At 42.7% G+C, this 15248-nt stretch carries 11 protein-coding genes; 2 read left to right on the top strand and 9 right to left on the bottom strand.

The window, feature by feature from the left end:
- Positions 1-172 precede the first annotated feature (172 nt).
- From dnaN to surE, 6 genes are all read right to left on the bottom strand, one after another.
- Positions 173-1300, bottom strand: coding sequence for a DNA polymerase III subunit beta (dnaN, locus tag BY457_RS05195; protein WP_106152267.1), 1128 nt, complete (start codon positions 1298-1300; stop codon positions 173-175).
- A gap of 225 nt (positions 1301-1525) precedes the next feature.
- The gene (gene gldG / locus BY457_RS05190) at positions 1526-3229 is read right to left on the bottom strand and encodes a gliding motility-associated ABC transporter substrate-binding protein GldG (RefSeq protein ID WP_106152266.1); all 1704 of its coding nucleotides are present in this window, start codon (positions 3227-3229) and stop codon (positions 1526-1528) included.
- 684 nt (positions 3230-3913) lie between these two features.
- On the bottom strand, positions 3914-4645 hold the full coding sequence (gene gldF / locus BY457_RS05185; RefSeq protein ID WP_106152265.1) for a gliding motility-associated ABC transporter permease subunit GldF: 732 nt from the start codon (positions 4643-4645) through the stop codon (positions 3914-3916).
- Between the two features lie 60 nt (positions 4646-4705).
- Positions 4706-5839: a lipid-A-disaccharide synthase gene (gene lpxB / locus BY457_RS05180; protein WP_106152264.1), complete on the bottom strand. Its 1134-nt coding sequence runs from the start codon at positions 5837-5839 to the stop codon at positions 4706-4708.
- Between the two features lie 93 nt (positions 5840-5932).
- Positions 5933-6100 carry a hypothetical protein gene (locus tag BY457_RS19220; RefSeq protein ID WP_258176623.1) on the bottom strand — a complete coding sequence of 56 codons (168 nt, stop codon included), beginning with the start codon at positions 6098-6100 and terminating at the stop codon, positions 5933-5935.
- A 148-nt stretch (positions 6101-6248) separates the two neighbouring features.
- Positions 6249-7052, bottom strand: a complete 804-nt coding sequence (gene surE / locus BY457_RS05170; RefSeq protein WP_106152262.1) for a 5'/3'-nucleotidase SurE — start codon at positions 7050-7052, stop codon at positions 6249-6251.
- A gap of 654 nt (positions 7053-7706) precedes the next feature.
- Between surE and pheT the strand changes: the two genes are divergently transcribed.
- Positions 7707-10160 carry a phenylalanine--tRNA ligase subunit beta gene (pheT, locus tag BY457_RS05165; protein WP_106152261.1) on the top strand — a complete coding sequence of 818 codons (2454 nt, stop codon included), beginning with the start codon at positions 7707-7709 and terminating at the stop codon, positions 10158-10160.
- Positions 10161-10719: 559 nt separating this feature from the next.
- On the opposite strand, the gene BY457_RS05155 is transcribed toward pheT, so the two are convergent.
- Positions 10720-11916 carry a C1 family peptidase gene (locus BY457_RS05155; protein ID WP_106152259.1) on the bottom strand — a complete coding sequence of 399 codons (1197 nt, stop codon included), beginning with the start codon at positions 11914-11916 and terminating at the stop codon, positions 10720-10722.
- A gap of 167 nt (positions 11917-12083) precedes the next feature.
- Between BY457_RS05155 and BY457_RS05150 the strand changes: the two genes are divergently transcribed.
- Entirely contained in the window at positions 12084-13487 is a 1404-nt protein-coding gene (locus BY457_RS05150; protein ID WP_106152258.1) for a hypothetical protein, read from the top strand.
- Positions 13488-13547: 60 nt separating this feature from the next.
- On the opposite strand, the gene BY457_RS05145 is transcribed toward BY457_RS05150, so the two are convergent.
- Together BY457_RS05145 and BY457_RS05140 are read right to left on the bottom strand one after the other, a co-directional pair.
- Complete coding sequence (locus tag BY457_RS05145) at positions 13548-14159, bottom strand: acyltransferase (RefSeq protein ID WP_258176622.1); 612 nt, start codon at positions 14157-14159, stop codon at positions 13548-13550.
- Positions 14152-15048 carry an oligosaccharide flippase family protein gene (locus BY457_RS05140; RefSeq protein ID WP_258176636.1) on the bottom strand — a complete coding sequence of 299 codons (897 nt, stop codon included), beginning with the start codon at positions 15046-15048 and terminating at the stop codon, positions 14152-14154. Before BY457_RS05140 ends, BY457_RS05145 begins: the two co-directional genes overlap by 8 nt.
- Positions 15049-15248: the final 200 nt, after the last annotated feature.

The raw sequence follows: 15248 nt of genomic DNA, 5'->3' as shown, positions 1-15248 counted from the left end.
GGCCGGCATCAGATTAAAGAAATGCCATAACGATGGCTGGTCCGGTTTTAAATCCGGTTCTGTTAATTGTCCTGTTTTTAAAGTCTGTCCTTCCCGGGCAGACTTTTTTTTATAAAAAACGTCCCGCTGAAAACTCAACGAGACGTTTAAATATAGAGGTTAGCCCGAACTATCAGGCATTAATCATCATAGGCATAAGCAACATCAACTCATCCTCATTTTCGGACTTGTCAAAAGGGACAAATATTCCGGCGCGGGCAGGATCAGACAACTCCAGCACAATATCTGAGGAGGAGATATTCTCCAGAATATCGGCCAGAAATCCGGATTTAAAACCAATCTCCATTTCATCACCATCGTACTGGCAGCCCAGTTTTTCATGAGCAGAAATAGAAAAGTCAAGATCCTGAGCAGAGATAACCATTTCGTTGGCTCCCAAATGAAGTTTAACCAGATTACTTGCCTGACTGGCAAACAAAGAGACACGTCCAAGGGTATTGAACAAGTCCACCCGGTCAACCACCACTTTATTGGGATTGTCCTGAGGAATAACAGCATTGTAGCTGGGGTAATTTCCCTCCACCAAACGGCAAACCAGTCGATAATTTTGCATCGTGAAGTAAGCATTCTGATCATCAAAGGCCACTTCTACATCCCCGTCTTCCTTGGGCAGAACATTTTTCAACAGACCTGCAGGCTTTTTGGGCAAAATAAAGGAAGCCTCATAATCGGTCTTCACATCCAAACGCTGATAACGAACCAATTTATGTGAATCGGATGCCACAAAAGTCATGTTATCAGGGGTGAACTCAAACAAAATACCATTCATTACCGGTCTGAGTTCATCGTCTGCTGTAGCAAACAAGGTTTTCACAATCCCTGTCAACAAGGTATCAGCAGAAATCTGGAGTTTACTTGCTTTTTCCTCATCAATCTGAGGCAATGCCGGAAAATCGTCTCCGTTCTGACCAACCACACTAAACTTACCCTTCTCAGTGACAATATCCACCGCCATAGTTTCCTCATTGATCTCAAAGTTCAGAGGTTGTTCGGGGAACTTCTTCAGCGTCTCCAAAAGGATTTTTGAAGGCATCGCAATCGTACCTTCACCGTCAGTGGTTTCCAGGTCCATCGAAGTAATCATCGTAACCTCGGTATCGGAGGCAGTAATTGTTAATTTTTGTCCTTCGAGGCTAAACAAAAAATTATCAAGAATAGGCATAGGGCTTTTGGAAGCAATAGCCCGGCTGATGGCCTGCAAGTGCGACAACAGCCCTGAACTGGAGACAACAAACTTCATTGTTTTCTATTTTTTATAATTATTATCTGATAAACAAAATATTACTTTCACCACCGTTCAAAAAACGACAGCGACAACATTCAAAACTCATTCAGGAACAACAAATTGCACCTCAAGATAAGCTTTTCTGCAAACATCTTCAAATATAAAGATTATGTAGCAAAAAAGTGTGCCGAAAATAAGAAATTTTGAGGCTACAAAAAAGTGCTGCGGGGCTATTTTCTATTATTCTTTTCCGTAACGCCTTTTTCTCCACAAAGGCACCAAAAGACCGGCCAGCAGTACAAACAGCACCGGTATTCCCATATTGATGGCTTTCCAGAATCCTGCTTCATTGGCTACTTTATCTCTGTCGAGCAACCGCAGTCGGTAATTTCTTGTCCGCAGATTCATCCAACCCTCTTCATCGGTGAGATAATTGACGGCGTTAAGAATAAACTGTTTATTCCCGAAGGTCTGTCGGGTAACCTCATCATACCCCAGAGGAACAATGCCGGGATTGGCGGATTCCCTTCGGTGTACTTCGTTCCTGATAATCTCACCATCTGCAACTACAATCATACGTGTGGGAACACTTCGGTCACGACGCTCCAAGCCAGCACCATTCACTCCGGGGGGCACCGGCCTGTTCAGAAAAGCAGAAGTAAATGCTCCCTCCGACAAATAGGCAACCGGAATATGGGACTGGGGAAAATTCTCCCGGGCCGGCTGCTCCTCTACCTGGGCCAGAGAAATATAAACCGGAACCTCCATCTCGCGGGAATATCGACTGGTGCGCAGTAACGGTGTCTTGGTGGTGTTCAAATCACCACCCACGGTATCAATGCTACTGACAAATTCTCCCCTTACGACATTCACATTGCGCGTAACCGGATGCCCACTGTTTGTATTCAACAAAGGGCTGTAGGTCCAGGGCATGGGAACAAACTGAGAAGACTGTCCGGCAGGAGCCACATTGACAGGTATCATACCCGACTGCACATCCTGAACAAGCACCGGATTAATACGAAAACCATATCGAAACAACTGATCATCCAGGTTTATATCCATAGGTAAGCCTACGGTTTGCATAGAGTGCTGAAGGCTGTCCATCGTTACTCCCAGGGCGTCTATCAGCCACAACACACGGCCGCCATGCATGATGTACTGATCAATGGCATACTTCTCATCCTCCGCAAATTCTTTTTTGGGTCCGGCAATGATTAAAGCTTCATAAGGGGCAAGCATTTCAGGCGAGTTACCCGGATTTCCTCTGTCCACCTGATAATATCGGGAAAGGGCATCAGTGATATCCACCACATCTATCTCATCATATTCTCCATGTCCCTCCAAAAAGGCAATACGGGGCATTTCGTCAATCAACAACCTTCGAGCGGCATCTATAAGCTTAAATTCCAACGCCTCCACAGAAGCGTTCAGGTTCTCAGCTCCGGATTGTCCAGGCATATTTTCCAGTAGATTCACTGCAATCTCGGTATCGCCCGACTGCAAAATCAGATAAGGATAAACCAGAGATCTGCTGCGTGATCCATCCTCTTTGGCCTCGTAAACAGGAACCGGCTCAAGCCCCAGTTCTTTCAATTGCTCTGTGGCCCTCTTCGACTCATCAGAGGAGTCGTTGGGATCAATAAACCGATAATCCAGATTAGAGCCTGCATAAACGCCAAACTCATCCAGTTTATCTTCCACCGATTGCGACAAACGACTGAACCCCACATTCAAATCACCCGACAAATAAACACTTGCGAAGACAGGTTGATCCATCTCTGATAAAAAATCAGTGGTAATATCTGCAAGTGTGAATCTCTTTTCTTCAGTCAGATCCAATCGTAAAACGACAGAGGAAGCAAGTAAATTCACCAATACAACCAAGGCTAAAAGAAGCCCAAAATGAATCAGATCTTTCTGCTTATTTGATTTACCGAACATATTTTTTAATCTAATTTTAGTTAATCTTCTGCCTTCTCCCCTGACCCATACTAAATTTCATCTAGTATCTGTCCATAAAGTACCACTTGCGGCGTTTTACTTGCCGCCAAAATGCTCATTTACGCAAGTAAACTGCGCTTTTGGCGGCTTGCGCCACCGCTAAAGCTTTAGACGGCACGCGGTCGCAAGCCTTGCAATTGGCACTTTCTGACCAGACACATGACTAAAAACTAACTATGCTTAGTTTATAGACGGACTCTATCTATAGAATAACGGTTAATAATTTGATAACCCATTTAATCTTTGCGATAAGCAATGCTGAACCTGAGCTTTGCTGGGTTTCTTTCAGCTTCTTCATTGCTTAACAAACTTCTTTTTATAATAATTCTTCCATTGTCTTTTTAATCAAGGTGTCACCCCTGCCGGGGCTTTTCCATTCATTGCAATCCCATTGCTACCAAACTGTCGCCCCGCCGGGGCTGGTTTACCATGCGAAGAAATAATCAAATAATAATAACCTCCACCTATTAATTGAAAAATACATGGCTATGCCAGAAATCCAGCTTCAGTATAAAAGACATACTCAACACTCATTTCTCATCTCGCAGCCCTCAGTCTGCCTTCTAACTTCTATTCTCTACTCTCCATTCTCTACTCTCCATTCTCTATTCTCTACTTCCCCCCTCACCATCTCCTGCTGCTCAGCACAAGTCTCGAAAGTCCAAGAAACACCAAAATCAATCCAAGAAAATACAACACATCGCGGGCATCAATCACACCTCTGCTTAAAGACTGGTAATGAGCATCTATCCCCAGGTTAATTAAGACACCTTCAAAAGAATCAAAAAACGGAACAGAAGCCAGGGCATCAAACCCACTATAAAACACAAAAGCCAGCAAGGCTGCCAAAACAAACGCCACAATCTGGTTATCGGTAATGGCAGAGGTAAAAACGCCCATTGCCACATATGCGCCTGCCAGCATCAGCAGACCGATGTAGCTGCCCCAAATTGCACCGGCATCCACATTACCTGCCGGTTGTGCCAACCGGGATACGGAATAAAAATAAATCAAAGTGGGAAGAAGACTTAATACAACCAGCGATAAACCGGCCATATATTTACCGGTAACTATCTGCCAGTCTGACAAAGGCCGTGTTAAAAGCAGCTCTATGGTTCCCGATTTTTTCTCATCAGCAAACAGACGCATCGTAACAGCCGGGACCAGAAACAGATAGAGCCAGGGTGCCATATAAAACAAGCCATCCAGATTGGCATATCCGCCAAACAAAATATTCATATTGCCCGGTATTACCCACAAAAACAGGCCATTAAGCACAAGAAACACAGCAATAACCAGTGAACCTGTCAAGGAACTGAAAAAAGTAAAAAGCTCTTTTTTCCACAATGCCAGCATAAAGTAGTTATTAGTATTTAGTTTTTAGTTAATAGAAAAAAATTGAGACTACCGGTACTTTTAACCATTAAGGGAATCCCACATCAGGCGGGCAGTTTTCCCGCTGCTTCCGGGGCCTCCCATGACTCTCTGCAACTCTTCATAATCGGCAAACATTTTATTTCTTATGCCCTCATCGCAAAGTAAATTCCGCAGTTCGGAAGTCAGGTTTTCTTCCGTCATATCATTCTGAAACAGCTCTGTCACCACTTCCCGGTTCATAATCAGGTTGACCAGTGAGATGTAGGGCACCTGAATAATCACTTTTTTGGCCATAAAATCGGTAAATGCCCCACCCCACATTTTGTAACATACTACCTGCGGGCATTTGAGCAAAGCTGCCTCGAGCGTGGCAGTTCCGGAAGTTACCATAGCCGCTTTGGCCTGTTGCAGCAAGGCATAAGTCTCTCCGAAAATAACTTTCACACTGCCCTCTCCCGGAACATATTGCTGGTAATCAGCTTCAGTAAAAGAAGGAGCTCCGGCAACAATAAACTGGTGATCAGGAAATTTCCGAACCATCTTCAACATATCAGGAATTATTCGATCGATTTCCTGAAGCCGGCTGCCTGCCAGGACTGCCACAATAGGCTTGTCGGGAAGCTGATGGCGCTCCAGAAATGCTTCGCACGATTCATTTTTAAACTCCCGTGTATCAATGGCATCGAGCAATGGATTGCCCGAATAGGCCACCGGAACCCCATACTCAGCATAAAAATCGGTTTCAAAAGGAAGAATGGTAAACATTTTGTCCACCCATTTCTGAATCCGTTTGACCCGTCCCTTATTCCAGGCCCAAATTTTAGGAGAGATGTAATAAAACACCTTCAGCCCGTTGCTGTGGGCAAAATTGGCAATGCGAAGGTTAAAACCCGGATAATCTACCAAAATCAACACATCAGGATGATAGCGCAGGATGTCCTCTTTACATTCGTTCAGGTTTTTAAAAATGGAAGGCAAATGAGTAATTACCTCCCAAACACCCATATAAGCTGTATCCCGGTAATGTCTGACCAACTTTCCTCCCTGTCGGGCCATGAGATCCCCGCCCCAGAAGCGAAAATCGGCCTCCGCATCCAGTCTTTTCAGTTCCCGCATCAGGTTGGAAGCATGTAAATCTCCCGAAGCCTCTCCTGCTATGATATAATACCTCATCAAACTAAGTTTTCTGGCAATTAATAAATTATTGATTCTGCCCGATCAAGGCAGTATTCAATAAAAAAATGTATATCCGGCCCCTTTAAAAAATCATCTCAGAAAATACAAAACAACCGTGGCAAGGGTGTAAAGAAGCGTGGCAATCACGATACCCCGGGCAGCCAACAGACGCTCAGTCCATATGGCCACAAAGAAAATCAATAAGTTAGGCAGCACACTCACACTAACCAACTTCCCCAGGCTTTGCAATTTAAACATTGTAATTGCAAAATCATCAAACCCAAGATCTCCATGATATCTCCCTTTAAACAGCAAGAAACTGAATATAACCGGTACCACAAGTCCAATTAAAAACCCAACAATCTGTTTATTACATTTGCAAATCATCTCTCTTCAAAAAAGCGGGCTAAACTACCCCGTTAATACTCATCTCATACGACTGGGCCTTCAGCTGCTCTATTGCCCCGTGATCGGTAATATCCAAAGTGCAGGGAACCACGGAAACAAATCCCTGGTCCAGTACATACTCGTCGGTATCAGTGGCGTTGGGTTCCAGGTTCTGAAAGAAACCTGTGAGCCAATAATACTTTTGTTTGCGGGGATCTTCTCTTTCCACAAATTCCTCCACCCATTTGCCTCTGGCCTGTCGCACCACTTTAATACCTTTAAGGATATTGCCTTTGGGAATATTCACATTCAAAAAAGTGCCTGCCGGCAAACCAAACTGTATCACTTGCTGAATTACCTGACGAATAAAAGGAATGGCAGTAGAAAAATCAGCATCGGGACTATAATCCAGTAACGAAAAGCCAACAGAAGGGATTTCGTTCATCACACCCTCTCTGGCACCCCCAAGCGTTCCGCTGTAATGCACACTTGAAGAACTGTTACTCCCGTGATTCACTCCCGACAATACCAAATCAGGTGTTCGGGGCAATAATGAATTGAGCGATAATTTAACACAATCAACGGGGGTTCCATTGGTTTTAAAAATGTACAACCCTTTTTCGCTGTGCACCTTTTTCAAATACAATGGAACCTTAACAGTGATGGCATTGGACATTCCCGATTGGGCCGAATCCGGTGCAACCACCACAACATTTCCAAACTCACGGGCAACTTCTCTCAAAGCCCTTATTCCACCAGCCTCAACACCATCGTCGTTGGTAACCAAAATCAGGGGACGATGGTTTTCTTCAAACTTTATCATATTTCTGTTCATTTTTCTGCTCTTCTACCGGTATTTGGTTATTCCCCGGTTTTTCCATTATGTCCCAAAGATATTGAAATAAGAGGAAATGACAATATTTTTAGTGAGTAGTCAGTGGTGGATAGTCAGTAGTCAGTAGTGAATAGTGAATAGCAAGTAGGCGGTAATTGAGTTGAAGGGAGCAAAACAATCGGGATTTGAAAAGAAAAATGGTTGTGGCCTGCTTTATGGACTTCGTCAATCTTCTATTCATGATATTGTTGTGTTTTTACAAAGCCAAAGGTCTTTAACAATAGTTTGGGGCAACGGCCCTATAAAAAAATGCAATAAACACCACCAAAACCAGGGCGTTGCCCTTCCGACACTAGCCTGTTTTAAAAAGGTACTTCAACACAAAACTCAAGACTCATCCTTTCTGCGCGCTCCCCCCTAACCGCCTGAAAGGGAAACCGCCTCAACCCACAACGCGAAACTCAGAACTCAAAACTCAGCACAAAACCCGAAACTCTATACCCAACATTCGAAACTAACAAAAAGATATCGCCTATTTTTTAGCGCGTTGAAACATATTTCTTATTTTTGCTGGTCGTTTCGTTTCAGTTTCTAATTGCTAACGGACCTTTCGATTCAAAAACTAAAAAATACAACATACTCATGGACATCTCATACAAGTGGCTGAAAGATTACATCAACACCGATTTACCGGCAACTGAAATTGCCAAAATTCTTACCGACCTGGGACTGGAAGTTGGTTCCGTAGAAACCATCGACACCGTAAAAGGCGGCTTGCGGGGCTTGGTAATTGGAGAAGTGCTTACCTGCGAAAAGCACCCAAATGCCGATAAACTCAGTGTGACCACCGTAGATGTGGGATCCGGAGAACTCCTTCCTATTGTTTGCGGCGCACCAAATGTGGCAGCAGGCCAAAAAGTAGTGGTGGCAACCGTAGGGGCAACACTATACCCCGACGAAGAGGGTTTCCAAATAAAAAAGGCAAAAATCAGAGGGGAGAAATCGGAAGGTATGATTTGCGCCGAAGATGAGATAGGACTTGGAACTGCCCACGATGGTATAATGGTGCTGGAGCCTGACACCAAGCCGGGAACCCCTGCCGCTGAGTATTTTAATATTGAATCGGACATCCGCATTGAAGTTGACCTCACGCCCAACCGTATTGACGGTGCTTCCCATATAGGTGTTGCCAGAGACCTCGCAGCATATTTAAAACAAAAGGATGGTTCCATTGAAGTGAAATGGCCCCCGGTGGATGATTTCAAAATAGACAACCACGACTGGCCCGTACAGGTAAAAGTTGAAAACCCTGAAGCCTGCACCCGGTACAGTGGACTCACCATCAGCGGTATCAATGTAAAAGAATCGCCCGACTGGTTGAAGAACAAACTGCTCGCCATTGGAATGACCCCCATCAACAATGTGGTGGACATCACCAATTTTATACTGCATGAAATGGGACAACCCCTTCATGCTTTCGATGGTGATAAAATTACCGGAGATAAAGTACTGGTTAAAACACTCAGCAAAGGAACCAAATTTACCACCCTCGATGAGAAAGAGCGGGAGCTGGACGATCAGGACCTGATGATTTGCAATGCCGATGAGGGAATGTGCATTGCCGGAGTTTTTGGTGGCATTGACAGCGGTGTTACAGAAAAAACCACCAAAATATTTTTGGAAAGTGCATGCTTCAATCCTGTTTTTGTCAGAAAAACGGCGCGTCGTCACACCCTCAATACCGATGCTTCCTTCAGGTTTGAGAGAGGTACCGATCCCAACATCACCCTTTATGCACTTAAAAGAGCTGCCTTACTGATCAAAGAAGTGGCAGGAGGAAATATCTCTTCCGAAATAGTGGACATTTATCCCGAGCCCGTGAAACATCACGATGTGGAACTTTCTCTGGCTCATGTGGATCGACTCATCGGTAAAAAAATTGAGTCATCGCAAATCCGTAAAATATTAAAGGCGCTGGATATTGACATCGTGGCCGAGACAGAAGAGCTATGGCGTGTTGCCGTCCCTCCCTACCGGGTAGATGTGCAACGTGAGGCCGATGTAATAGAGGAAATTCTCAGGGTTTACGGATACAATAATGTGGAAGCTCCCCACAAATTGAACTCCACCATTGTATATGCCGATAAACCAAACATCGGAAAACTTCGCAATACCATAGCTTCTCAACTTGTTGGTGCGGGGTTTGACGAAATCATGAGCAACTCACTGACCAAAGCGGCCTACTACGAAAAATCGGAAACTTTCCCCGAAAAACAGGTGGTAAAACTGGCCAACCCGTTGAGTTCCGATCTGAATGGTATGCGCCAGACGTTAATATTTAATGCATTGGAGGCCGTTCGTCACAATCGGAACCGTCAAAACGCAGACTTACGCCTGTTTGAATTCGGCAACTGTTACAGCCTCAATCCGGCAAAACCGGCAAGTGAAGTAAAAGGCTACAGGGAAGAAGAAAAACTGGCTCTGGTAGTTACAGGAAATAAGATTTCGGGCATTTGGAACAGTGAAGATCGCAAAATCTCATTCTTCGATCTGAAAACCTGGTGTTACAATATCCTGGAACGTCTCGGAATTGACACACAGAGTTGCAAAGAACAACCCAACGAAAATGACCTTATTTCAGAAGGGCTCAAAGTTACTGCCGCCGACGGCAAGGAGTTGTTCTACATGGGAATGGCCCATCCCACACTGCTTAAAGACTTTGACATTGATGAACCGGTATATTTTGCCGAACTGAACTGGCAAACACTGGTAAAAGCCTCGGCCAAAAAATCGGTAATGTTTAAGGAGATCTCCAAATTTCCGGAAGTGAAACGCGACCTGGCTCTTTTGATCAATAAAGATGTGATGTTCAGTCAGATCAAAGAGCTGGCCCTGAAAACAGAGAAAAAGCTCCTGAAAGAGGTCTCACTTTTTGATGTGTACGAAGGAGAAAAACTGGGTGCCGGAAAGAAATCTTATGCTGTTTCGTTCACTCTGCAGGACACCACAAAAACACTCAAAGACAAGCAGATTGATAAGACCATGAGCAACCTCACCAGAGTGTTTGAGCAGGAACTGGGGGCAAAACTCAGATAGGGGATTAGAGAATAGTTTGTAGAGAATAGGCAGTAGATGATAGAAAATTATTGTTTTCAGCATAAAGAAGAACCGGTTTTCGTCTGAAACCGGTTTTTTTGTCTTTACTATTGTCAGTCATTGGTGTGGTGGGCACTATTCTTTTGAAAAAAAAAAATGATTCCCACTTCGTTCCTCGCAGTAGCGATGCCTCCTTCTTAAAAGGCATAGCAGTGTTGGCAGGTTATTGTAGTATATTATAAAACAGAAACGGGCGTTACCTCGTTTGGCAACTCCCGTTTCTAACCTTAACCCTAACCCAAAATTATGAAAATCTATATTCTTAAACAAGTAATTCCTTTGATGGTTTAAAGAAAGAGATAAAAATTTTTTATTTTTTTGAAAACTCCCTGAAGAGAAACTTTTATCTCTTTCTTTACAATTTACCTAACCTAAACCCTTACTTATGAAGAAAACTTCACCCTTTATAACGGGCCGTTGGTGTAAAGGTTTCAGTGTTTCGTTGAAAAAAAAGTCATTTTAACTTTTTTTGGCACGCATTTAGTTTTGTAAAGACTTATTACAATCCCATCTTTTTGCTTAATTCTTTCGCAACCACCTCTTTGTTAATCATTATAGAGATGGTTTTCAATTTTACAAAGTTCTCAGAGGCATAGAGATAACCGTCATATTTATTGTCGGTATTCCATGAGTTTTTCACTTTGTAATAAACCGTTCCATTTTGATCTTTCACCATACCCACAATGTGCATTCCGTGATCATCGGTGGTCTGGTAATTATCGAACCCATCCTGACGAACTTCCTGGGTAATATTCTTTTCTTTCACCGGCTCATCAAAAGAATAAAGTTGCTTTTGACGCTCCTCAGGAGTTAACTTCTCCCAACGCGAACGCTCGGTGTCATCCAACTCTTTCATATCTTCCTCAGGCACCACAGCTACCCCGTTTCTATGAGAAAACCCCTTTTCGCTCACATCGGTAGCCCAGCCAACCGTATAACCCTGCTCCAAAGAGTTATTTATAATATCTATCATCTCATCCAGCTTAACATTGTAAACTTCGCCCCACAGCCAATTATCCGGAACTTCGATAATAAATGGTTCATAAAACGGGTGATGCGTAAAAGAGCTCACCTGAATGTAATCATCTGCATCCAGTCCAATTACTTCATCAGCAAATCCACGAGGCGTATATTTTTTACCATTGTAATCAAACTCCTCCGGCAGATCACCGAGATAGGCATCCAAAATTCCATCAAGGCCCTCATCCCAGGCATTACTAACACGCTTATTGCGGTTTTCAATAACGCCATCCACATAATTTTTCAGGACCTCATCCATCTCACCATGTACATGATTGTCCTCGCCATACTCAAGTCCGTTGTAAACCTCCTCGGGCACAGCGCCATAATTCTTGAGCACATACAATACATCATGAAATGCTCCTCCCGGCCCAAAATTCAAATGACCGTGAAGCCGGACATATTTATCAGCCTTATCGGCATAACAATGACGAACTATGAACATTTCCGAAAAATCAACAGGATCTTTACCCATCCGCATCATTTCAGACTCCAGAAACGAAACTCCTGAAAAGCTCCAGCAGGTGCCTGAGCGGTTTTGATCCTTCACTGCAGTGGTTTCCAAATCCACAATCGTTTCAAACTTGTAACCTTCCTTTTTATCATCCTGAGCTACAGCATGATTAAACATTCCGAAGGAAAAAACCAATAAAAATAACAATGTTTCTTTTCTCATATAATTAAATTTCTGTGTTATTAGCTATCCCATACGCACATATCATCCTAATTTCCAAATAAGCAAAAAATCCGCCAGCTAAACCATGATTTTTTTCAAGGAAGAAACAAAAAAGAAGCACAAACCAAATTCACTTTTTTACGTATCACAGTTTTAAACAAAATTCAATGACTGGCAAATATTCTATCAAATCCCCCCTGATCCTCTCGATAATTTTCGCACTCCTTATTTCCGGCTGTGCATCCAAACGTTTCATGAACAAAGCATTGGAACTGGAAAATGCAGGTTTGGTTACTGAGGCTGCCGATTTATATCTCCGCTCGCTTCAGGCCAATGATGACAACATCGACTCCAAACTTGGGCTGAAAAGAACAGGGCAGATGGTAATAGACAGAAAGAGTGACGAATTTCAGTCCTTTTACAGAAGCAATCAATACAAAGAGGCTGTTTATACTTTTCTCGACATCAACAATTTCCGCTCACAAGCCAGCCGCTATGGAATAAATCTGGGAGTGCCACAAAGTACTTTTTCCCGATACAACGAAGCAAAAGAGATCTATCTGGACAAACAATACAATAAAGGGATTGATGCACTTAATGCGGAAAATTTCACCAATGCTTTTTCTCTGTTGGATGAAGTCCTGAAAATAGATCCAAACTTCCGTGATGCCTCCCAACATTGGGTAACTGCCAGATACGAACCGGTGTATCGCGATGGAATAAACCTTCTTAGATCAGGAAAAAACCGAACAGCCTACTATGCCTTTGATGAAATTCTCCGGAGTCAGGGAACCTACAGAAATGCCTCTTCTCTACGCAATGAGGCACGCGAAAAAGCATTAATGAAAATCGGCATCCTGCCTTTTAACGGATTAGATCTTTCGAAAAGAGAAATTGCTCAGGAACTTCGTACTTATCTGACTTCTGATATCAGCAGGCAAAATTCTCCTTTCTTTGAAATAGTGGAATCTCCGATTCTTAGCCAGACCGATATTACCGAAGCCATCATTCGGGGTGTCCTGACGAAAAATCAGGATAAAATCCTTGAACTTCCCTCCGACATCGATGCCATTCTCTCCGGAAAGATTAACGAATACGCCTCCCTTACCACTCCCCTTCAAAAGACAAGAAGAAAAGCCTGGTTACGGGAAACCACCACCATTACCAAAGAAGATGGCACCAAAGAAAAGGTTACTGAATACCACAAGGTATATTACTATGAGTATTTACGCACCAGTGTATTCAAAATGAGTATTTCGTATTCATTGCGAAGTATGACAAACAACACGGTAATCCTGTCGGATGTCATCCATAAAAATCTGGAAGACCGGGTTTTGTTCGCAGAATTTGACGGGAATTACGAAAACCTTATTCCGGGAACCTGGTATTCTGCAACACGCGACAGCGACAGGGATAAAATCTATGACGACCGGAATTCGGTCAATGAGCTCCATTCACTTTTTGAAAATCACCAGAAAATCACCAGTTCACGGGAACTCAGAGAAAGAGGACTGGCGGAGATATCGGGTCAGATTGCACATCACCTCGTTAGTTACAACCCGGAGAGATAGTTATTCAGAGTGCTAAAATTCATAGACACGGGTTGACGCCAAATCTTCCCTGCCCTTAAATCAGGTGAGCTTCTCCTGATAAATATCCCACTCGTAATTTTTCGTCTTGGGAATGATTTTAATGACTCCATCACCTCGTGTAACGGTTGACTTTGAAGGTATTTCACCGGAGATGACACATCCTGCACCAATGGTGACCTCATCTCCTATTTTAGAACCCGGAAGAATGACACTGTTGGCCCCAATCCACACATTGTTACCTATTTCAACACCTTTTATCGGAGAGGTTTTTCTCTGGTCATACTTGTTGTGATTGGTTGTTACGATGGTCACATTCGGAGCAATCGCCACATTATCCCCCAGCTTTAATCCGCCAAATGCATTGATATAAACACCGGGACTGTCGCCCGGATCACACATGATTCCTTTTTGAATACAACGCCACCCCCGCACTTTGCTGCGAAAATCGACCGGCCATGGGACCATTCGGTTAAAACCCATTATTTTTTGCATGAAGATGTAATCGTACAACACCTTGTAGTGCTTCATATATCCTGCCCGGGGTCGCTTGTATTGAGGATAAACAATTTTCACTATCCACCGAAAAAAAGTCGAATCCACCCAGTTAAGGAAACTAAAAAGCCCATTTTTTGTCTTTTCTTCTTTAGTCATCTATACTATGATCATAAATTTTAACTTGTTTGAATAGCTCTTTAAAGTAATACAAATAGTGCAACACACCGGAAAAGGAAAGAAGCATTAAAAGACTAATATAATCTAATTGAAAAACCTTATAAGGTATAATAAACAACAGTCCCATTCTTACAACTAAACTAAAACTGTAAAAGATAAAAATTCTTTTTTGAAAATTTAAAATTGTATTCAGTATGGTAAATGGCATAATTGAATTTTGAATAACACTCAATGGTATTAAAACTCTAACGATGGTACCAGCAGCCTCCCACTCCTGACCAAATACAGGAACAAAAAACAAAGGCACAAAAAAGAATACCAACAAACCGAAAGGCACAAAAAGCCATAAAATCTTTCGCAGGGAATCAATCAAATAACTAAAAATCCTTTCTCTGTCAATAAACTTCTCAACACAAACTTTCCCAAAAACAACCGACACACTACCTCCCAACAAACCCATCGGAGTGGAAATAAGCCTCTGCGCCATGCCAAACAATGCAACAATCCCCTCCCCATAAAACAAGGAAATCAAAACAGTTGGTAAATGAATCAATGACTTAGAAACTATTGCCAATGAAGAATTAAAAACCAAAATATCACGATGCCGCACAAAGAAAAATACGATTTCCTTTCTCTGAATTCGAAAAAGCTGGTGAGGAGTACCGGCAACAACATATTGATAAACTAAAACAATAACCTGTCCGCCCATAAAAGCAAGAACAAGAGAATAATAAGTGTCCCAAAGAAAACCGAAAAGAATTGTCAACAAAAAAACAGAAACCGCTTTCACCAACTTAACCCGACCAATTTTTGCGTACTCCTTCTGAAAGTTTAAATAATATTCAAAAGATATTGATGCATTCTCCATGAATACAAAAAATGGTAACAGAAAAATACCTTCAAAAAAGAAACCGTCAAAATTTAAAACCGATAAGGTGTACAAGAAGACATAAAGAAAAAAGGAAGTTCCTCCACCCAACAAAAGTGAAATACCCAAATTCATTTTTGCTGACTTCTGAGAAGAACTTAAAAGAATCGTATTAAAACTACTCCAGGAAACCAAAGAAC

Origin of the sequence: Marinilabilia salmonicolor, from assembly GCF_003003035.1 — a bacterium.
GTDB classification, from domain to species: domain Bacteria; phylum Bacteroidota; class Bacteroidia; order Bacteroidales; family Marinilabiliaceae; genus Marinilabilia; species Marinilabilia salmonicolor_A.
This window is presented reverse-complemented; position numbering and strand designations above follow the sequence as displayed.